This is a genomic window from Rhodococcus oryzae, assembly GCF_005049235.1.
GTDB classification, from domain to species: domain Bacteria; phylum Actinomycetota; class Actinomycetes; order Mycobacteriales; family Mycobacteriaceae; genus Rhodococcus_G; species Rhodococcus_G oryzae.
The window spans coordinates 41,547-61,973 of sequence record NZ_SUMD01000009.1; the positions used below are offsets into that span (position 1 = coordinate 41,547).

General features: G+C 69.0%; 17 protein-coding genes. 9 read left to right on the forward strand and 8 right to left on the reverse strand.

What is annotated here, in order from left to right:
* Positions 1-195: 195 nt before the first annotated feature.
* The gene (locus FCG67_RS18150) at positions 196-2,637 is read right to left on the reverse strand and encodes a beta-glucosidase (RefSeq protein WP_136911099.1); all 2,442 of its coding nucleotides are present in this window, start codon (positions 2,635-2,637) and stop codon (positions 196-198) included.
* Between the two features lie 152 nt (positions 2,638-2,789).
* Complete coding sequence (locus tag FCG67_RS18155) at positions 2,790-3,407, reverse strand: TetR/AcrR family transcriptional regulator (RefSeq protein ID WP_211243256.1); 618 nt, start codon at positions 3,405-3,407, stop codon at positions 2,790-2,792.
* A 118-nt stretch (positions 3,408-3,525) separates the two neighbouring features.
* Here FCG67_RS18155 and FCG67_RS18160 point away from each other — a divergent pair, with 118 nt between their 5' ends.
* Positions 3,526-4,530: a poly(ethylene terephthalate) hydrolase family protein gene (locus FCG67_RS18160; protein ID WP_136911100.1), complete on the forward strand. Its 1,005-nt coding sequence runs from the start codon at positions 3,526-3,528 to the stop codon at positions 4,528-4,530.
* Positions 4,531-4,628: 98 nt separating this feature from the next.
* Here FCG67_RS18160 and FCG67_RS18165 read toward each other — a convergent pair whose 3' ends face one another.
* The 3 genes from FCG67_RS18165 to FCG67_RS18175 form a co-directional block, all read right to left on the reverse strand.
* Positions 4,629-5,393: an SDR family NAD(P)-dependent oxidoreductase gene (locus tag FCG67_RS18165; protein ID WP_136911101.1), complete on the reverse strand. Its 765-nt coding sequence runs from the start codon at positions 5,391-5,393 to the stop codon at positions 4,629-4,631.
* Positions 5,394-5,413: 20 nt separating this feature from the next.
* A complete protein-coding gene (locus FCG67_RS18170; protein WP_136911102.1) occupies positions 5,414-6,550 on the reverse strand; it encodes a thiolase family protein in 1,137 nt (378 codons plus the stop codon).
* Positions 6,551-6,611: 61 nt separating this feature from the next.
* Entirely contained in the window at positions 6,612-8,054 is a 1,443-nt protein-coding gene (locus FCG67_RS18175; RefSeq protein ID WP_136911103.1) for an aldehyde dehydrogenase family protein, read from the reverse strand.
* Positions 8,055-8,122: 68 nt separating this feature from the next.
* Between FCG67_RS18175 and FCG67_RS18180 the strand changes: the two genes are divergently transcribed.
* From FCG67_RS18180 to FCG67_RS18205, 6 genes are read left to right on the forward strand one after another with little or no spacing between them, the layout of a single operon-like run.
* A complete protein-coding gene (locus FCG67_RS18180) occupies positions 8,123-8,740 on the forward strand; it encodes a TetR/AcrR family transcriptional regulator (RefSeq protein WP_136911104.1) in 618 nt (205 codons plus the stop codon).
* Entirely contained in the window at positions 8,737-9,753 is a 1,017-nt protein-coding gene (locus tag FCG67_RS18185; protein ID WP_136911105.1) for a TIGR03617 family F420-dependent LLM class oxidoreductase, read from the forward strand. The genes FCG67_RS18180 and FCG67_RS18185 overlap by 4 nt, the downstream gene beginning before the upstream one ends.
* Entirely contained in the window at positions 9,750-10,559 is an 810-nt protein-coding gene (locus FCG67_RS18190; protein WP_136911106.1) for an enoyl-CoA hydratase/isomerase family protein, read from the forward strand. Before FCG67_RS18185 ends, FCG67_RS18190 begins: the two co-directional genes overlap by 4 nt.
* Positions 10,556-11,512 carry an SDR family NAD(P)-dependent oxidoreductase gene (locus FCG67_RS18195; RefSeq protein ID WP_136911107.1) on the forward strand — a complete coding sequence of 319 codons (957 nt, stop codon included), beginning with the start codon at positions 10,556-10,558 and terminating at the stop codon, positions 11,510-11,512. The genes FCG67_RS18190 and FCG67_RS18195 overlap by 4 nt, the downstream gene beginning before the upstream one ends.
* 29 nt (positions 11,513-11,541) lie before the next feature.
* Positions 11,542-13,785 carry an acyl-CoA dehydrogenase family protein gene (locus tag FCG67_RS18200; RefSeq protein WP_136911108.1) on the forward strand — a complete coding sequence of 748 codons (2,244 nt, stop codon included), beginning with the start codon at positions 11,542-11,544 and terminating at the stop codon, positions 13,783-13,785.
* 1 nt (position 13,786) lies between these two features.
* Positions 13,787-14,515 (forward strand): SMP-30/gluconolactonase/LRE family protein, encoded by a 729-nt coding sequence (locus FCG67_RS18205; protein ID WP_136911109.1) that lies wholly within the window; start codon positions 13,787-13,789, stop codon positions 14,513-14,515.
* A gap of 91 nt (positions 14,516-14,606) precedes the next feature.
* Here the strand turns inward: FCG67_RS18205 and FCG67_RS18210 are convergent, their stop codons facing one another.
* From FCG67_RS18210 to FCG67_RS18220, 3 genes are all read right to left on the reverse strand, one after another.
* Positions 14,607-15,983, reverse strand: coding sequence for a flavin monoamine oxidase family protein (locus FCG67_RS18210; RefSeq protein ID WP_136911110.1), 1,377 nt, complete (start codon positions 15,981-15,983; stop codon positions 14,607-14,609).
* Positions 15,984-16,096: 113 nt separating this feature from the next.
* A complete protein-coding gene (locus FCG67_RS18215; protein ID WP_136911111.1) occupies positions 16,097-16,642 on the reverse strand; it encodes a TetR/AcrR family transcriptional regulator in 546 nt (181 codons plus the stop codon).
* Between the two features lie 54 nt (positions 16,643-16,696).
* On the reverse strand, positions 16,697-18,259 hold the full coding sequence (locus tag FCG67_RS18220) for a hypothetical protein (protein ID WP_136911260.1): 1,563 nt from the start codon (positions 18,257-18,259) through the stop codon (positions 16,697-16,699).
* Between the two features lie 326 nt (positions 18,260-18,585).
* Between FCG67_RS18220 and FCG67_RS18225 the strand changes: the two genes are divergently transcribed.
* Positions 18,586-19,677, forward strand: coding sequence for an alpha/beta fold hydrolase (locus FCG67_RS18225; RefSeq protein ID WP_136911261.1), 1,092 nt, complete (start codon positions 18,586-18,588; stop codon positions 19,675-19,677).
* Between the two features lie 79 nt (positions 19,678-19,756).
* The gene (locus tag FCG67_RS18230) at positions 19,757-20,392 is read left to right on the forward strand and encodes a pyridoxamine 5'-phosphate oxidase family protein (protein WP_136911112.1); all 636 of its coding nucleotides are present in this window, start codon (positions 19,757-19,759) and stop codon (positions 20,390-20,392) included.
* The last annotated feature ends 35 nt before the right edge of the window (positions 20,393-20,427 follow it).

Below are 20,427 nucleotides of genomic sequence, written 5' to 3' on the forward strand. Positions count from 1 at the left end.
GCGGTGCCCGATTCGAAAAAGAATGCCCCGCCACCGAGCACGCGCCGTTTCAGGCAGCGGGCTCGGTGGCGGGGCATTCCGTGACCATCCCGGCCGCCCACCGCGAGGGACGGTGGACCGGGAAGGCCTCAGGCCTGCCCACCGCGAGGGACGGTGGGCCGGCACGGTCTGAGGCCGTACTCGACAGCGGAACTGTCAGACGGCCGCTTCGATGGGCAGGGTGAGGGGGCAGTCGGCGGAGGAGCTGCCGACCGTCAGGTCATACGCACCGGGGCGGTAGGCCCACTTCCGGCTCGTCTCCTCCCAGGCCTCGAAGGCGCGCTGCGGCAGGGTGACGGTCGCCGTCACGGTTTCGCCCGCAGCCGCCTCGACGCTCGCGAAGCCGGCCAGCGCACGGGCGGGCCGGGAGGGGTCGCCGTCGACCGGGGCGAGGTAGACCTGCACGACCTCGCGTCCGGGCCGGGATCCGGTGTTGCGGACCCGGACCGTGACGGCCTCGCCGTCCCACTGGATGTCCTCGTACTCCCAGGTGGTGTAGCCGAGGCCGTGCCCGAACGAGTACGCGGGCGCGACGTCGGACCGGTCCCAGGCGCGGTAGCCGATGAACAGGTCCTCGGTGTAGACGAGTTTGCCGTCAGTCGGGGTCACCTCGGTGACCGGGCAGTCCTCGAGCGTCGCGGGCCAGGTGGTGGGCAGCCGGCCGCCGGGCTCGGCCGCGCCGGTGATCACCTCGGCCAGCGCCGAGCCTGCCTCCTGGCCGGGGAACCAGCTCAGCAGCACCGCGGCGACGTCGTCGCGCCACGGCATCTCCACGGGGGCACCGGAGTTGACGATCACAACGGTGCGCGGGTTCGCCGCGACGACGCGGGAGACCAGCTCGTCCTGACGTCCGGGCAGCTTGAGGGTGGTGCGGTCGAAGCCCTCGGACTCCACCTTGTCGGTGGTCGCCACGACGACGACGGCGACATCGGCCTTGGCCGCGGCGGCCTCGGCCTCGGCCATGAGCTCCTCGGGGTCGCGCTGCGGCTCGAGGTGCCCCAGGCTGAAGCTGACGATGGCGATGGGGGCGCCCTCCATCTTCATCGGGTCGTACCTCAGCGAGACCTCGACGGGGCGTCCCGCCTCGAGCTCGACGACGGCGCGGTCCTTCGGCGAGCCGAAGAACATCTCGAACGGGTCGAAGCTCTCGAGCGCCTGGTCACCCTCGAACACCGTCTCGCCGTCGACGGTCAGGGTGAACTGGCCGATGCCCTTGGTGCCGAAGCGGTGCGGGCCGGACAGCTCCGGCGTGAAGGTGCCGAGGATCTCGATGGTCTGCAGCGACGGGTAGTCAATGCCCTCGGGGAGGTCGCCCATCCACATGATGTTGCCGTCCGCCAGCGGAAGCTCGCGCTGCAGCGAGCCGTCGGCACTGAGGCAGCGGGCGCTCAGGGTGAACCCGCGGTCGGCGACACCCATGTCCTCGCTCAGCACCGTGCCGACGTTGTAGCTCAGCGTGCCCTCGGGCAGCGCGGCCGTCAGCCCGTCGAGCGGGGAGACCACGGTCTCGGGGAAGACCATGGCGGAGCCGCCGCCGAGCACACGGGCGTCGCGTGCGGCCAGGCCGATGAGGGCGACCGTTGACGTGGCAGGTGCGATCGGCAGCACTGCATTGCCGTCGATCTCGGCATTGCGGGCGAGCACGAAGGAGCGGCGGGCGACCTCGCGCGCGATCTCGCGGCCGTCGACCGCAGCGGGGAGCTCGGCGACGGCGGGCGACGTGCCCTCGAGCAGTCCGACGCGAGCCGCGAGCAGCAGGACGTGGCGCACGGCGTCGTCGACGACGGACTCATCGACCTCGCCGTCCTGGACCGCCTTGACCAGGCGCTCGCCATAGACGGACTGCGGGCCGGGCATCGCGACGTCGAGGCCGCCCATGATCGCGCCCACCGTGGAACGCGTGCCCATCCAGTCGGAGACCACGATGCCGTCGAAGCCCCACTCGTCGCGGAGCACGCCGCGCAGCAGCTCGGCGTGCTCGCTCATCGTGGTGCCGTTGACGCTGTTGTAGGCGGACATGATCGCCCACGGGCTGGCGTCGTGCACGATCGCCTCGAACGGCGCGAGGTAGATCTCACGCAGGGCCTCGGGAGAGACGATGTTGTCGACGCTCATCCGCTCGGTCTCGGCGTCGTTGGCCACGAAGTGCTTGACGGTGGCGCCGACGCCACCGGACTGCACGCCGCGGACGAAGCCGGAGCCGATCGCGCCCGTGAGCAGCGGGTCCTCGGAATACGCCTCGAAGTGCCGGCCGCCGACCGGGGTGCGGTGCATGTTCACGGTGGGGGCGAGCAGCAGGTGCACGCCCTTGCGGCGGGCCTCCTGCGCGAGCAGCGTCCCGGCTCGGGCGATCAGCTCGGGATCCCAGGACGCGGCCATCGCGGTGGGCGAGGGCAGCAGGACGGACGGGTCCTCCGGGCCCCAGCTGGCCCCGCGCACGCCGACCGGACCGTCAGACATCACCAGGGATTCGAGCCCGATCTCGGGAAGCGGCGGCAGCGTCCAGATGTCCTGCCCCTGGAGCAGTCGCGCCTTCGCGTCCAGAGAGAGCTTGGCGAGCGCCGATTCCACGGCCTCGCGCGTTGCTTCGTCTTCCATCGTGAACTCCTTCGTCGTCGGCCGGGTGCTCGGCGTGCCGGTCGGGAGAAGTGTCCGTCGGCTCGCCGGTCCGTCTGGGCGATATTGCCAGTCTACCTTGCGAGCACTAGGTGTTGTTATCGAAACGTTATGAACGACTCATCTGGGGGGTCTTAGCTCTGGTCGGTTCGGGTTTCGACGTGGGCGCCCGCGCTGAGTAGGGAGACGAAGTTGCGGAAGGCGTCGGCCATGTCCACCTCGTCCGGGGCCAGTAGCCACTGGATCTGCATGCCATCGAGCATCGCGATGAGCAGCGGCGCGGCCTGTTCGGGCGTGAGTCCGCCCGGCAGTCGGTCGCCGAATTCCTTGTGTAACAACAGGGCGAACGCAACGCGGGCGGCGGCGTAGCGCTCGGTGAAGTACTCGCGCGCCGGGTGCTGCCCGGTCGTGCTCTCTGCCGCCAGTGCGGTGTAGGTCTGGACGACGCCGGGGCGTCCGGCGTTGAACTCGACGATCTGCTCGAGGTGGGATAGTCGCACGTCCGTCGATTTCGCCAGAAGAGCCGCGGTATCCCATTGGTCGCGCGCCTCGAGTACGCCGATCAATAGATGCTTCTTGCTGGGGAAGTAGTGCAGAACGCCCGGCTGCGTCAGTCCGACCCGCTCGGCCACTGCGGCGAGGGTGGTGGCGCGGTACCCACGCTCCGCGATCTCGGCCATCGCGGCGTCGAGGATGGCCTCGCGCCTGGCCTCTGCCCTGGCCGCACGTCCGCCCCGCTGTCGCTCCGTCACGAGCCGAGCCTAACGACGGGGGTGTGGCTCCGGCGCGGCGACCTGCATTGTTGGAGATATATAACGATTGCGCATCAAAGCCTTAGTGTCATTAGGCGCTGTAGTTAGTCTCGGGTTCATGAGAAGTCGCTTGAGTAGAGGCGTTGTCCTCCTCGCCGCAGCAACCCTGGCCGTGCTCGGTTCCGGCGCCACCGCCCAGGCCGGTGCGCCCGCACCGGGCAACGAGCCGACCAAGTCCGTCGAAGCCACGTACTCCGAACGTGGCCCGTGGGAGGTGACCAAGCAGCAGGGGTTCGGCTGTTGTGACTCCTCCGGCCACAAGTTCGACGTCTGGTACCCCACCGACCTCGGCGCGGACGGCACCCAGCACCCGATCATCACCTGGGGTGACGGCACCTGGGCGCACCCCTACCAGTACGACTACCTGCTCTCGCACCTGGCGTCCTGGGGTTTCGTTGTGATCGCGCCCGACAACACCAACACCGGCTCCGGCCAGGAGATGCTGCAGGGGGTGGACTTCCTCAAGCAGCAGAACAGTGACCCCTCGAGCGTCTTCTATCAGACGCTGGACACCGACAACGTCGGCGCGATGGGGCACTCGCAGGGCGCGGTCGGCAGCCTCAACGCCACCATCGCCTCCGGCGGCGCCATCAAGTCCACGGTTCCGATCGAACTCCCCGGCCAGTTCATGTGCACGCTCGGCATGCCGAAGGCGGACCCGGCGATGACCATCTGCACGGATCCCCGGAAACTCACCACCGGCTCCGTCCTCTACGTCAACGGCTCCGGCAGCCCCATCTCACCGTCCACCCAGCCTGCTCCGTGGGAGCAGATCGGACCCCAGTCCGCGCAGGGCTACTTCGGCGCCACCCCCGACTCGGTAGAGAAGGCGATGGCGACGCTGAACGGCCCGAACCACAACGACATTCAGGGCCAGCCCGGCTGCCCCCCGAACGATCCGGGCTGCGTCAGCGGCGTGCAGGGCTTCCTCGGTGTCCTCACCGCCTGGCAAATGGACAAGCTGCAGGGCGACGAGCATGCGCACGGCGCCTTCGTCTCCGGGACCGGCGAACTCTTCGGCCAGACCGCCTGGAGCAACCAGGCAAGCAACATCACCGGCTGATACCGAGCCCGCCGCAACCTGAACACCCACGCGATCGGTTCCGACCCCCCGAACAGGGAGGGTCGGAACCGATCGCGTGTTTTGTATGCGTCAGCGGGTCACCGGGGCGCCATGCGGATTCCCCCGTCGAGCCGGATGGTCTCGCCGTTGAGGTAGCGGTTCTCGAGGATCGACACGGCGAGCTGGCCGAACTCGTCCGCACGCCCCAGTCGCGACGGGTTCGGCACCGAGGACTCGAGGCCGGCACGCATCGCGTCAGGCATCTTCGAGAGCAGAGGCGTATCCATGATCCCCGGCGCAATGGTGCACACCCGGATGCGTCGGGTCGCCAGGTCACGGGCCGCGGTCAGGGTCATGCCCACGATCCCGGCCTTGGATGCGGTGTAGTTGATCTGGCCGATCTGCCCCTCGAAGGCCGCGACGGAGGCGGTCATCACGATCGCCCCGCGTTCGCCGTCGACCTCGTCGAGCTTCGCGATGCGCTCGGCGCCCAGGCGCAGGGCGTTGAAGGATCCGACGAGGTTGAGGCGGATGACGTGCTCGAAGTCCTCGAGCGAGCCGGCGTTGCCGTGCTTGTCGAGGATCCGCATGCCGCGGCCGCTGCCCGCGCAGTGGACGAGGCCGCGGAGCTCTCCGTCCTCGGTCGCGGCGTCGAGTGCGGCGGCGAACTGTTCGGTATCGGTGATGTCGGCCGGCTCGAAGCGGGCGTTCGGGCCGAGATCCCGCGCCGCGGTGTTGCCGTCAGAGGTCGGCAGGTCGATCAGGGTCACGAAGGCGCCGGCGTCGACCAGCCGTCTCGCCGTCGCATTGCCTAGACCGGAGGCGCCACCGGTGACGGCGACGGAGATTCCCTTGAGTTCCATAGGTTGGATGGTCCTTCGAGTCAGAGGAGTTCGACGATGGTGGCGTTGGCCATGCCGCCGGCCTCGCACATGGTCTGGAGGCCGTAGCGGATTCCGTTGTCGCGCATGTGGTGCACGAGCCGGGTCATGAGAATCGCGCCGGATCCACCCAGCGGGTGCCCGACGGCGATGGCGCCGCCGAGCGGGTTCAGGCGCTTCTCGTCCGCGCCGGTCTCGGCGAGCCAGGCGAGCGGTACGGGGGCGAAGGCCTCGTTGACCTCGAAGGCACCGATGTCCTCGATGGACAGGCCCGAGCGGGAGAGGGCCTTCGCGGTGGCGGAGATGGGGCCGCTGAGCATCATCACCGGGTCGTCGCCGGTGACCGCGACGGTGTGGATGCGGGCGATGGGGTCGAGGCCTCTCGTCGCCGCGATCGCACTGGTGGTGACGAGCAGCGCCGCCGCCCCGTCGGAGATCTGGGATGCGTTGCCCGCGTGGATGACCCCGTCCTCCTTGAATGGGGTCTTCAGGCTCGCGAGCTTCTCGATGGAACCGCCGCGGCGGAGGCCCTCGTCGGCTGTGAGCCGGCCGTCGATCGGCGCGAGCTGTGAGTCGAAGGCACCGGCGTCGATGGCCTGGGCGGTGAGCTCGTGCGAGCGCAGCGAGTACTCGTCGAGGGTGCGGCGGTCGAGGTTCCAGCGCTCGGCCATCATCTCGGCGCCGAGGCCCTGGCTGAAGCTCTCGATGCCGTAGCGCCCCTGCACACTCGGCGGGGTGGCCGAGCTCCCCTCCTTGGCCGCACTGCCCATCGGCACCCGGCTCATGGATTCGACGCCGCCGGCGACGATGAAGTCCTGGTGCCCGGCGATCACCGATGCCGCGGCGAAGCTCAAGGCCTGCTGGCTCGAGCCGCACGCGCGATTGACCGTCGTGCCGGGGACGGACTCGGGCCAGCCGGCCGCCAGCCCCGCGGTGCGGGCGATGTTGCCCGCCTGCTCGGCGGCCTGGACGACGCATCCCCAGATCACGTCGTCGATCTCGGCGGGATCGATGCCGACGCGGCCGGTGAGGGCTGTCAGGACGTGTGCGGACAGGTCGGCCGGATGCATGTCGGACAGAGACCCACCTCGCTTCCCGATGGGCGTTCGAACGGCGTCGACGATGACGGCATCATGCATGGTTGTTCCTTCTCTCGTGTCTGGGATCTGTGGCTGTGCCCTGAGTGGACGGCGAGGTTCCTCAGTGTGCGATCACGCGGAAGTGGAGGAACTCGTCGGTGGCGCGATTGTCGCGCGTTCCGAATCCGGTGTCCGTGCCAGCCGCGAATGATATTGGTGTATCGGTGATGTCGTGCCGGTTGACCGAGACGGATTCGGCGTCGATTCGTTCGGCCACCTGATCGGTACGGTCCAGGTCGGATCCCCATACCGATGCGCTGCGCCCGCGGGAGTGCTCGTTGACACTGTCGACGATCTGGTCGAGGTCGTCGTAGCCGATGACGGTGAACACCGGTCCGGCCTTCGTTGCGTCCTCGAAGCCGGTCGATTCCCCGTTGTCCCGCAGCAGGGTTGGCTCCAGGAAGTAACCGGGCAGGTCTGTGCCGCGACCACCGCCTACGACGAGTGTGGATCCGGCCGCGATGGATTGGCAGAGAAGGTCTTCGGCGATGGACAGCTGGTGTGAACTGTGCTGCGGGCCGACCGTGGTCTCCGGGTCCATTCCATCGCCGACGGTGAGCGTTCGCATTGCCTCGGAGAACGCCTCGCAGAATGCGTCGACCATGTCGGCGGGCACGTAGGCGGACTTGGGGGCGCAGAGGGTCTGCCCCGAATTGGCGAAGGCGCATTCGGCCAGCGCGGTCGCCGCGTTCTCGGCGTCGGCGTCCGGGAGGAGCAGTGCGGTCCCGCCGCAGGCCGTGGTCGCCGCCACAGGGGTGAGGAACCGGGCCGCGTGGCTGATGATCGTCCGCGCGCCCCCTCGGGAGCCGACGTAGGAGATCCGGCGGATCTTCGGATGGGCGACCAGCGGGCTGTGGGCCTCGCGGGTACCGACCGCGATGTCGAGCACTCCCTCCGGGAGTACGGCTTTGAGGATGTCGACGGCACGCGCGACGGACAGCGCGACCGTGCACGGCGGCTCGACGACGACGGTGTTACCGGTCACGAGGGCGGGACCGATCTTCGCGGCCATGCGGAGGATCGGTAGGTCCCAGGGGACGAGGACGGCGACCACCCCGACCGGGCGGTGTTCTACGACTGCGGAGCGTTCGTCGTAGGTGTGTGCCGGGGCGTCATCGTCCCAATCGGCATGGGCGGCCTCGGCCAGATACTTCGCCGCCAACCGGATCTCGCCGTCGGATTCGTCGAGCGGTTTGCCCTGTTCCATGGTCAAGAGGGGCGCGAGCGTGCCGGCGGAGCGATAGAGCTCGCGTGCGCAGTCGGTGAGAAACCTCCGTCGGGCCTCGCGGTCGGTCCGCCAGGCGGCGAATGCGCCGTGTGCCCGCGCGACCATGCCGTCGACCTGGGTGGCAGTGGTGATCGCGACGGTACCGATCTGTCCGAGGGTGGCGGGGTTGAGGCTGCTCAGAGATTTACTCGACGGCCGCGGGTCGAGCCTCGGAATGTCGAGCGTTCGCACCGTGTGGGCGGTATCCGCGAGTTCGGGATTCAACGGTGTTCTCATGTCACGACTCCTTGGGGGCGAAGGGGTGAAGCGCCGCGAGGACTAACGTAACGAGTTACTATGTAATTGTGAAGCCAGAGAATCCGCCCCGTGCCGGGCGCCCCCGTGATCTGAGCAAGGACGAGGCGACGCTCGTCGCGACCCGCCGCCTCCTGGCCGAGGTCGGCTACCAGCAGACGACGGTCGCCGCGATCGCCCGGATGGCAGGCGTGAACACACCCGCCATCTATCGACGGTGGCCCACTCGCGAGGCGTTGATCGAGGAGGCCGTGCACGGGGCCGGGGGGCACCCGCTGCCGGAGCAATCGGGAGACCTCCGGACGGACCTCGCGACGTGGGTGCGGATCTTCCTGGTTCGTGCCGCGCGTCCCGCAGCGCGCGCCGGGGTGCCGGGCCTGCTCGCCGACTCCCAGACCCAGGAGGCGCGCCAGCGGCTGCTCGCGATCGGGGCGCCGGTGCGCAAGGCCTTCCAGGACCTGCTGGACGGAGCCGTTGCCCGGGGGGAGATCGCCGCCGGGGTGAATGCGATGTTCCTGTTCGACCTGCTCTCGGGCACCACCACGATGCGTGGGCTCACCCGGGGGGTCGAGGACGAGGAGGACTTCGTCGACGCGCTCGCCGGCTCCCTGTACGTCCTGGCCGCGCACGCTACCGAGGCGGCGGACATCAAGTCGGTGCGCCGATGAAGGTCGACGTGCAGTTGGACGGCAGGCCCGAGGACGCGGCCGCGCGGGCGCGCGAGCTCGTCGCGCTGGGCGCGGACGGGCTGTTCACCTTCGAGGGCGCCCACGACGTGTTCGTCCCGCTCGTCGCGGCGTCGGCCGTGGTCGAGGCGGACCTGATGACGAACGTGGCCATCGCCCTGCCCCGCAGCCCCATGCACCTGGCCCACACCGCCAACGATCTGCAGACCCTGAGCCGGGGGCGGTTCCGCCTTGGTCTCGGTTCACAGATCCGGCCCCACATCGAGCGCCGGTACGGCGCCCAGTGGTCGAAGCCCGCCGCCCGCATGCGCGAGACGGTGCTCGCGATCAAGGCGATATTCGATGCATGGGAGGGTAATTCGCCGCTGCGGTTCCAGGGCGAGTTCACCACGCACACTCTTATGCCGCCCACTTTCAATCCCGGTCCCAACCCCTATGGCAGGCCGGAGATCTGCCTCGGGGCGCTCGGCCCGTTGATGACGCGGGCGGCCGCGGAGGTCGCGGACGGACTGCTCGTCATGCCCTTCAACAGCGCCAGGCACTTCCGGGAACGGACCCTGCCCTCGATCGAGGAGGGCCTCGAGCGAGGCGGACGTTCCAAATCGGATCTCGCGATCTACCCCCAGATCATCGTGGGTACCGGCCGCACCCCGCAGGAGCTGGAGGCGGCGGCGCTCGGCGTGCGGCGCCTGCTCGCGTTCTACGGCTCCACCCCGGCGTACCGGCCGGTGCTCGAGGTCGAGGGCTGGGCGGACGTGCAGCCGGAACTCAACCTGCTCTCCAAGCGCGGCGACGTCGCCGCGATGACGGAGTTGATCGATGCGGACATGATGACCACTCTCGCGGTGCACGGAACTCCCGAGCAGTGCGCGGCGGAGATCGTCGCCCGGTTCGGTGACCACGCGGACCGGGTGTGCTGCTACTTCCCCGGCTACCCGGTCTCGAACGACCATATCGCCGAGTTGATCTCGGCCGTGCAGGCGGCGCGGCCATGAGCGGGGTGTCCGTGGAGGTGGACGGGGGAGTCGCGGTGGTGACTCTCGACCGGCCCGATCGGCGCAATGCGTTCACCGGCGTGATGGGTCGCGCGCTGGGTGAGGCCTATCGGACTCTCGACGAGGACGATGCGACCCGAGTCATCGTGCTCACCGGTGCGCCCCCCGCGTTCTGTGCCGGCGCGGATCTCGCCGGTGGCGCCGACACCTTCGATGCTCCCGCCGCCGAGTTCACCGCCTCGCCGATAAATCCGTCGGCCTTCGATCTGCGTAAACCGGTGATCGCGGCAATGAACGGGCACGCGATCGGAATCGGGTTCACGCTCGCGATGCAGGCGGACATCCGGATCGTCGCGGAGGACGCCAAGTACGCGATCCCGCAGGTCCGGCGCGGGGTGCTGCCCGACGCGATGTCCCATTGGACCGTTCCACATTTCGCCGGCTTGGCGGCCGCGGCGGATGTCCTGTTGACGGGCCGCACCTTCGACGGCGCCGAGGCGGTCCGGCTGGGGCTGGCGAGTCGGTGCCTGCCGTCGGACGAGGTGCTCCCCGCCGCTCTGGAGGTCGCTCGCGACATCGCGGTGAACACCGCACCGATGTCGGTGGCATTGTCCAAACGACTGCTGTGGCAGACCGCTCGACACGGGTACGGCCCGGAGCGCGTCGCGGCCCTCGAGACGGAACTGCACCTACGGGTGATGGGCAAACCCGATGCGGCCGAGGGAGTTCGAGCGTATCTGGACCGCCGCGACCCCCGGTGGACGTCGCGGCTGTCCATCGACTGGGAGGAGGTCTCGCCGGAATGACACAGCACGGGGCAACCCTCGGCAGCGCGAGCACCACGGACGAAGTCCTCGACGGCGTCGACCTGAGCGGACGCACCGTGCTCGTCACCGGGGTGACGAGCGGTCTGGGCGCCGAGACCGCCCGGGCGCTGGCCGGAGCGGGCGCGCGCGTCATCCTCACCGCCCGTGACGTCGCCGCGGCCGGCTCGGTGGCGACGCGGATAGGTGGGGCGTATCCCTCGTCGGAACCGGAGGTGTTCGGACTCGACCTCGCGGACCTGGAAAGCGTTCGCACCCTGGCAGATAGGCTGTCCGAGCGCCGGCTGGCGGTCGACATCCTGATCAACAACGCCGGGGTGATGTACACGCCGTTCGAACGCACCTGGCACGGGTTCGAGCTCCAGTTCGGCACCAATCATCTCGGTCACTTCGCGCTCACCACCCTGCTGCTGCCGTCGCTGTCTGCCGCCGCCGATCGGTCCGGCGTCCCGGCCCGGGTGATCACGGTGTCCTCTGACGCACACCGGGCGCACCCCGTCGATCTCGTCGATCCGAACTTCGAGAGCCGGGCCTACGACAAGTTCGTCGCCTACGGCCAGTCCAAGGCCGCGAACGTGCTGACGACCGTCGAGCTCGAGCGCAGGTTCGGTGGTCAGGGCGTGCACGCCTACTCGGTTCACCCGGGGGTGTGCGACACCGGCCTCGCCCGCCACATGTCCCGGGAGGACATGGCCGAGATGAAGCGCATGTCGGCGGGATCACCGAACGCGCTGACGAACCTCAAGTCCATCCCCGCCGCCGCGGCGACGTCGGTATGGGGAGCGACCGCGCCCGACCTCGACACGGTGGGCGGTGCCTACCTCGCGGACTGCGGGATCGGTGCGGCCGCCGACCACGCCACCGATCCCGCCACCGCCGCTGCCCTGTGGGAATTGTCGGCCGAGCTGACCGCCCCCAGCGCGCGGCAGCCGTAACCCACCCGAACTTCGTTCCAGGAGGACACATGTCACTATCGATCAACGAGGACCAGCGGGCGCTCGCGGACTCCGTTGCGGCCTTCGCTCGCCGGACGGCGCCGATTGCCGACACCCGCAACGAGTTCGATGCCCTCTCCGTCGGTACCTGCCCCGCCTCGGTGTGGGATGCCCTGGTGCGTCAGGGCCTGCACAACATGTATCTCCCGGAGGCCGTTGGCGGTTCGGATTGCGGGCTGCCGGTGCTCGCGGTCGTGGTCGAGCAGCTCGGCAAGGCCATGTTCCCCGGCCCGTACCTCCCCACGGTGCTCACCAGTGCGGTGGCCATGACCGCCTCGAACGGCGCCGACGACCTGCTCGCGGCCTTCGGCGGCGGCGCCACCGGCGCGCTCGTCTCCGGGAATCGGCTGACGGCACGGGCGGTGGCCGGGGGTTGGGAGGTCGAGGGGATCTCCGATCCCACCATCGGGCTGCCCGGTGCCGAGCGGGTTCTCGTGTGCGCCGCGCTCGCGGACACACCCGGAGGGAGCCTGTGGTTCTGGCTGGAGCGAGCGGATCTCGACGGGGCCGCGAACACCGTGAAGGTGGCGCCCTGCGATGCGCTCGACCTGACGAGGTCGGTGGGGCGGCTCGAGCTCGCCGGCCACCGGATTCCCCACGACCGGGCGCTGTCCGGAATAGACCAGGGCAGGGTCGACCTCATCGTCGCCTCGCTCTTGGGAGCGGAGGCCAGCGGGATCGCCGGGTGGTGCGTGGAGACCGCGGTGGACTATGTGCGCACCCGTCACCAGTTCGGCCGCCCGGTCGGCAGCTTCCAGGCGGTTCAGCACAAGGCGGCGCTGATGCTGGTCCGATCCCAGGTGGCCTGTGCGGCCGCGTGGGACGCGGCCCGCGCGGCCGGCGCGACCCCCGATCAGCAGAGGCTCGCGGCAGCGCAGGCGGCGCTCACCGCGGTCCCGGCCGGTGTCGACCAGGCGCTGGACTGCATCAGCCTGCTCGGCGGGATCGGGTTCACCTGGGAGCACGACGCACACCTGTACTGGCGCCGCGCCATCAGCATCGCCTCCGCGGTTGGCGCGCAGGATATCTGGGAGACCCGACTGGGAGAGGTGGCCCTGCACACCGAACGCGACTTCTCGTTCATCGTGGCGGACTCGCTGCCTGAACTGCGGGAGCGGGTCGGGCATGCGCTGGACGAGGTGCTGGCACTTCCCGACGACGAGATCCCTTCGGAGGGATGGGCTCCGGCACGAGGTGGCTCACGGCGTGCCCGGCTGGCGGCGGAGGGGCTGACCGCGCCGCACTACCCGCAGCCCTACGGGCTCGATGCCGGGCCGGTCGAACAGGCGGTGATCGGCGACGAGTTCGCCAGGCGCGGGCTCACCCAGCCCGACATGGGAATCGCGGAGTGGGTGCTGCCCACCCTGGTGGCGCACGGCAGCGAGGAGCAGCAGAAGCGGTTCGTGCCTGCCACCCTGCGTGGGGAACTCATCTGGTGCCAGTTGTTCTCCGAGCCCGGCGCGGGGTCGGATCTCGCCGGCCTGTCCACCCGCGCCCGCAAGGTCGACGGCGGCTGGGTGCTCACCGGACAGAAGGTGTGGAATTCCCAGGCGAAGGAGGCGGACTGGGGAGTGTGCCTCGCGCGGACCGACGCGGACGTGCCGAAGCACGCCGGTCTGACCTACTTCCTCATCGATATGCACGCTCCCGGTGTCGACGTGCGGCCGCTGCGTCAGGTGACCGGAATCTGGGAGTTCAACGAGGTCTTTCTCGACGAGGTGTTCGTGCCGGATGACGGCGTCGTCGCCGGCCCGGGCGACGGCTGGCGGCTTGCGGTCACCACTCTGTCGAACGAGCGACTGAAGATGGGATCGGCCAAGCTGGGCCACGGATCGGCGAACATGGTTCGTCGGCTGCTCGACCGCGACGAGTACGGGAGCACCCGGGACGAGGCCATGCGTGTCCTCGGCCGCAACACCGCCCGCGAGCTGTCGGTGGCGGCGCTGAACTTGCGGAGCGTGCTGCAGCGACTCCACGGATCGGAGGACACCACTGGGTCCCTGAACAGCGTGCAGAAGGTGTTCCACGCCATCGCCCAGCGCGATGGTTCCCGCGCGGTGGTCGCCCTGCTCGGACCGCTCGGCTGTGTTGGCAGCCCGGAAGAGCCGTATGTCCGTGACTACCTGGGGGTCCCGGCCGTCATGTTCGGTGGCGGAACCATCGAGATCCAGCTCAACGTCATCGCCCAGCGCGTGCTCGGCCTGCCGCGCTGACGTGAACGTCACGCTGCTCGCGGATGGCCTCGGTTTCACCGAGGGCCCGATCTGCCTGCCCGACAACCGGATGGCCGTGGTCTCCATGAGTCGGGGCTCGGTCATCGTCCTCGACCGGGGCGGCTCCGTCGAGGCCGAGCACCGGGTCGGGGGAGGCCCGAACGGTCTCGCGCTCGGTCCCGACGGTGGGCTCTATGTCGCACAGAACGGTGGTATCTGGGCGGCGCAGAGCACGGCGGAACCGGGAGTCCAGGTCATCCGCGACGGCGAGGTGTCGTACCTCACGAGGGGTTGGGCGCGCCCAACGACCTGGTCTTCGGGCCGGACGGGCGGCTGTGGGTCACCGATTCGCGGGAACAGGTCGACTTCTCCCACCCGTGCTCACCAAGCACCCCTGGTCGGTCAGTCGCTGGCCTACGGCGACCGCCGGCCGTACCTGGTCGCACTCATGGTTCTCGACCAGGAAGCGGCTGCGGCGTGGGCGACCTCGCGTGACATCGCCTTCGCGACACCGGCGGAGCTCGCCACACATCCCGGTGTGATCGCGGAGATCGACCGCGCGGTCGATCTCGCCAACGAGGACCTCGCTCGGGTGGAACAGGTCAAGCGCTATCGGGTGCTTCCGACGGAATGGACTCCGGAAGGCGGCGAACTCACCGCGAGCCTGAAGATCAAGAGGCGTGCCGTGCACGAGAAGTACGACGACGTATTCGACGCTCTGTACGCGTAGCGACCCGCCCCGGATCGGACCGGGGCGGGTTCACCACGTGTCGTGCTTCGAACACGGCGTCAGCCAGCGTGCGCGCCTCGGCCGTGCACGGTCATCCGATTCTGCGGATGAGGTCGGCCTCGCGCCGGCCGGAGAGAAGCGCGCCATGGACCGTGGAGGATTCGGTGGCGTGCGTGGCCTCACCGGCGAAGAAGACTCGATTGCCGATCGGTTCGGCGACGATGCCCCGGTCGTCGGGGGTGGAGTCGATGCCGGGGTAGGAGTAGGAGCCGCGGGCGTAGGGGTCGGACGACCAGCGAGTGATCCGATAGTCGCGGGGTTCGGGCGCACTCTCGCCGTACATGGCGCGTAGGGCGAGCATCCCTTCGGCGACGGTGGCGGTGTCGTCGAGGGTTTCGATGCGGCGCGCGACCGACCCGCCGCGCAGCGCGGCGATCACGGGCACCCCGGTGACGCTTTGTAGCGGAAACCATGCGGCCATCGGATCGTTCGGCACGCCGAATTGGGCGATGAGCTCGGCGTCATCCCAGAACTGGGTGTCGAAGCGTAGATACAGCTTGTTGTAGACGCCCATGCCGAGGCGCCCGATCGCCTCCTGTTTCTTCGCTGGCAACGGCGGATCGAAGGTGACGGCATCGGTCTTCAACACCCCCAGCGGCAGGGTGACGACCACGTGATCGGCATGGAAGACACCGTGGTCGGTATGCACCCGAACCCCGGTGGTGTCGTGGGCGATCCGATCGACGACATGACCCAATCGCACGTCCAGGCCCTCGGCGAGCCGGGTCGGGATCTCGTCGTAGCCGCGGGGAAAGACCACCTGATCGCCGCCGTGGCTCACGTGGTGCTGGCCGACCCACAGCGGGACCTGTTCGGGGTCGGCGCCGAAAGAGTCCTGGATGAAGTGGTGGACGGTGTTTCGGACGCGGTCGGCGCGGATGCCGGTCAGGCGCAGCTGCGTCAGCACCAGGTCGATAGCGGCGGCGAAGGAGGTGTTCGAGAACCGTGGGAGCGCGGACAGCACCTGTATTGCGGCCAGGGCCGCCGCGGCGTCGGCTTCGTGCTCCGCCATCTCGGCCGCGGTCAGGTGGTCGCCGCCGCTGTAGGTGGTGATGACGTTCTGATTGAGCACCACGGTGGGGAGCTTGAACTCGTCGCGCAGCTCGGTGACGGGGTTGCCGTCGATGCCATGGATCCAGGAGGCGCCCAGGTCCAGCGGCATGTCTTGCCAATTGCGATCGGTCCACAATCGACCTCCCATGCGGTCGCGTGCTTCGAGCACCGTCACCCGGCGTCCGTCTCGGGCGAGGTCGCGTGCTGCGGTGAGCCCCGCGATGCCGGCTCCGATCACCAGCACAGAACCGGTGCCCGGCGTCGATGCGTTGGCGCTGCGGCGCCCGAAGCCTGCGGCCGACGTGGTTGCGAGGATCGCGGCTCCGATAAGCACGGACCGTCGGTTCGGACTCATGGTGGTTCCTTCCTTGGACCCTCTGTGTCGGTACAACTAAGGCCCTTATGGTACATCGATGTACCAGATATCGCGCTGCCTGAAGTGCCGGGCGCCCAACGATCCTCGAGAACTCAGTCGCGCTTGGCTGCCCCGTGCAGGATCATCGAGAGGAGGAAATCGGGTGCCTGCCGGGAGCCCATCTGCTCGTCGAGGACCAGGTACCAGGCGGTCTCCGCCAGACCGAAGAGGGTGAAGGACAACCACTGCGGCGGCAGTTCGGGGCGGATGTGGCCCTCGCGCTGGCCGCGGGCGAAGAACTCGTCGAGACGGTTCATCAGGTCCTCGGCCCGCGCGACCAGTGCCGGCTGACTCAGGAGATGCGGTTCCAGGGACAGGACTCCCCAGATCTGGGCCAGCGGCAGAAAGTTGTTCGTCAGTGCGGTCAGTGCGGTCTGGAAGTCCGCTGTGCCGAGTTCGGCGGCGTCGAGCGCCTCGGCCGCCCTGGCATGAATGCGGTCGGCCAATGCGGTGACGAGTGTCTCGCGGGTCGGAAACAATCGCGTCAAAGAGGTGCGGCTGATCCCAGCTGCCTGTGCGATCGACTGCATGGACGCGCCCCTGTCGCGTGCCAGAACGGGGGTCGCGGCGGCCAGGATGGTCTCTCTCATCGTTGACACGCGATCATCGTAGTTGGGGATCGTCTCCGCTCCCGTGCTCGCTTGCGCGTGTGGCTACCGCACGACCAGGTCGTGATCGGTGGCGCTGAGGGTGATGGGCGCCACGCGCTTGCCCCGCGACCAGTCCCGCACGAACGCGTCGAGGGTCGGGTCTGCGCCACGCGTGTCGTAGGCGGCGCGGGGTACCTCGATCGCGCCGACCAGATGCCTCGGCTGATCGTCGAGGCCAGTGCCGCGCGGCCCCAGGCGAAGGCCGTCCGCGGTGTGCAGGAGTACCGGGATGGTCTTCCCGTCGGGTGCGGTGACCGTGGCGGGCCGAGTGGTCGCGGCCGGATCGAAATGCTCGACGGACAGCCGGTAGGCCGACGGTCCGGCGTGCAAGCCGGCTTCGTCGAGCAGGCGCGGATCGAGGATCGAGTACGGAACCTGTGCCTCGACGAGCAGTTCGGCGTCGATCAGGGTGTCGCGAGCGGGCAGCTGCGCAGACAGATTCCACGGCGCGGGCGGCGCGAGGGTGTCCGACGACCGGTCCGACGGCGGATTCTTCAACGGGGCTCCGGGCAGCGGCGCACCGGTGGCCGCGAACGACCAGGCCGGGTCGTTCAGGTTCTTGTGCCAGAACCCGGACCGGCGGTCCTGGCGTCCGGCGACTCGCAGCTCACGACGGTCCGGGCCCACGCCGGTGGAGTGCACGCTGATGGCCGAGGTGATCTCGCCGGGAATCTTGGGCTGGTGCACCCAGTCCTGTGCGGGTAGCTGGATCGCCGCGAAGTGGTGGAACCACGACTCGAACGCCGAGTTCGGGGCGGTGGGTTTGCCACTCTGGTCGTCCCAGCTGTATCGGAAGAACACCGAATCTCCGCCGGTGCCGTCGATGTCGTAGTTGCGGGTGTACATGTCGCCGTACTTGTTCATCACGAAAGTGGTTGAGGCCGAGGAGGACAGGGCGATCGACTGGAATCGCCCGCCGACGGGGCCGCCGATCTCGTAGCTGTCGTCGTCGGGCAACCACGGGTCGGCGTACGTGATGCGACTGCCGTCCCCGGTCAGTGTGGGCACCATCGTCATCTTCGCTAGCCCGAAGAAGTGAATCCGTCCCGCGACGTCCGCGTAGGTCTGGTTGTCCCAGGGCGATCCGACGCTCAGTGCCCAGGTACCCGGATCCCCGCCCGGTAGCTGCTTCCCCTTGCCGAGCCACAGCGGTGCCCCGAACGAGGAGGTCCAGTTCCAGAAGAGCGGCGCCTGCGAGGCGTTGTCCATGGTGTAGATCCACCCGTCCTCGTCGACCGCGACCAGCTCGTCGTCATCCACCGAGATCCCGACCAGGCGATCGCGCAGGCACGTCGGCAGCGGCGCGTATCGCCACGGCTCGGGATTGGCGCCGTTCCACGACCGGGGACGGGTGAGCAACGCGTTCCCGGCCAGCGCGTAGTCCCAGAACTTGTTGAACTGGGTTGTCTGGGTGCGTAGTTCGACGCTCATCGGGGCATCCGTTCCCGCGAACTCCGGCAGGCCCGCCAACCCGTCCCTGGCGCCGAACGACGGCAGGCCGGGCGGCACCTGCGCGGTGCCGAAGGGGACGCAGTCGGCAGGTGCGCTCGATGTGGACGCGGCCATCGCGGCAGGCGCCGACGCGGTCAGCGCCACAACCGCAATCGAGCAGGTGAGAGCGGTGCGAATGCGAAACCGCGGGGCGTTGTCGGGATTGGTAGGAATGCTCACGACCTGAAACATCAACTGGGATCGATGATTTGTTACTTGTCGCAGGTCGAGACCTCCTTCCCATTTCCCTCGGTGGTGCTCCCTGCTCCACATCCCCGCACCGACGAGATGACGGTGGCATGTTCCAATGGGAGAGGTTCGGCCAGGGGGAAATGGCCGAGGCGGAAGCGAAGTGGGCCGACGCGGCCGACTTCGCTACAAGGGGAGGGGTTGCAGTGCGCATGGTCCTTGGGGGACGGGCCCGGCGATCGCGTGTCGTCGTCGCGGCGGGGTCCGCGGTGAACAGCGAGACGTCGAAGCGATCGCGGCCGCGCCGCGTCCTCCGTGTTGTCGGTCGGGTGATCGCCGGCATCGTCGCTGTGGCCGTCATCGCCGTTGCGGTCTCGGCAGGCTTCCATCGGTGGCAGACACCGCGCGACAAGGCTGCCATCGAAGAGGCGATCGGACCCGTCCACCGCTATGTCGAGGTGGACGGACACCGGATGAGCGTCGCGGTCCAGGGATCGGGACCGCGCACCATCGTCCTGATGCCCGGCCTGGGCACGCCGGAACCTATCCTCGGCTTCGCCCCGCTGGCTCGTCGCCTGGCGGAGAAGAACACGGTGGTCACCGTCGAGTACTTCGGGCTGGGCCTCAGCGACGGCACCGATGCCCCGCGTACCAGCGAGGCGATCGTGACCGAGACGCGGGCCGCGTTGCGTGGTCTGGGGCTGAACGGCCCCTACGTCCTGATGCCCCATTCGATCTCGGGTCTGTACTCGACGTGGTGGGCCACGCACCGGCCGGACGAGGTCGCCGCCGTGGTGGGCCTGGACGACGAGCGTTACACCTCGGAAGGTGCCCAGGGCGACCCGGACTGGCCGGGCTGGATGTCCACCGTCACCTCTGTCGGCGGCATCCGGGACCTGCTCGCCCTGGACAAGCGCACCGACTACCTGGGGCTGGTGGCCGACTACCGGGAGAGCCTCGGCGACGCCGCCGAGTACACCCCGGACCAGCAGGACCGGTACCTGGGGGCGTACTCGTGGGTGTTGAACCCGACCATGCTGGATGAGGTTGCCCGCGGAGCGGAGAACGTGCGAGCGGCCGAGGGGGCCGTGTTCCCGCCGACGCTGCCGGTCCTGTCGATTCTGGCAGCCTCCTCGCTCGAGCTGGAACCGGAATGGGAGCCGTCGCACCACGCGACGATCAGCAACCCCGCGATCCAGCAGGTCACGATCCTCGACGGCCATCACTATCTGTTCCACGCTCAGGCGGCGACGATTGCCGCGCTGACGGAGCGCTTCCTCGACGACCACGTCGAGGCGCCCTGAGCCCGTCGAATTGTGGTCTTGCTGATTTGAGTGATTCTGGGCCTGTCAGCGGTACCGGAAAGTGGGCACGATCTGGTGCATGGAGCAGATCAGGAGATACACCGACCTCGCCAGAAGTGACCGATCCGATCTCGACGCGGTGCTCGATGCCGCGGCGGTGGGCACCCTCTCGACCGTGGCGGACGGACTGCCGTGGGTGGTGCCCATGCTCTACGCCCGTGACGGTGACCGCATCGTGCTGCACGGGTCGACGGGTGCCGGCGCCCTGCGGCACGTCGCAGCCGGCGCGCCAGTGGCGTTCTCCGTGACGATGCTCGACGGGATCGTGGTGGCGGACACCCTGTTCGACTCCACGGCCAACTATCGGTCGGCCGTCGTGCGAGGCCGCCTGACCGCATTCAGCGGGGACGGTGCGGTGGATGCCCTCGACTTGTTGTCCGATGCGCTGATTCCCGGCCGGAGCTCGGAGGTGCGCACCCACACGAAGAAGGAGCTCGCGGCGACCCTGGCGATCGCCCTGCCGATCGAGCCGGGCTGCTGGACGGTCAAGGTGCGCGACGCGCCGCCGCCCGCGCCGTCGGCTGCCTCCGGCGACTGGGCGGGCGTGGTCCCGCTGCGGACCGTGGCCGGTGAGCCGGAACCCGCACCGTGGGTGGGGGAGGGTGTCCCGGAGCCGGAGTCTGTGCGCCGACTGGTCACCGCGGTGAGGGTGTGACGACCTCCATCGGTCAAACCCTCAGTGACAGCATG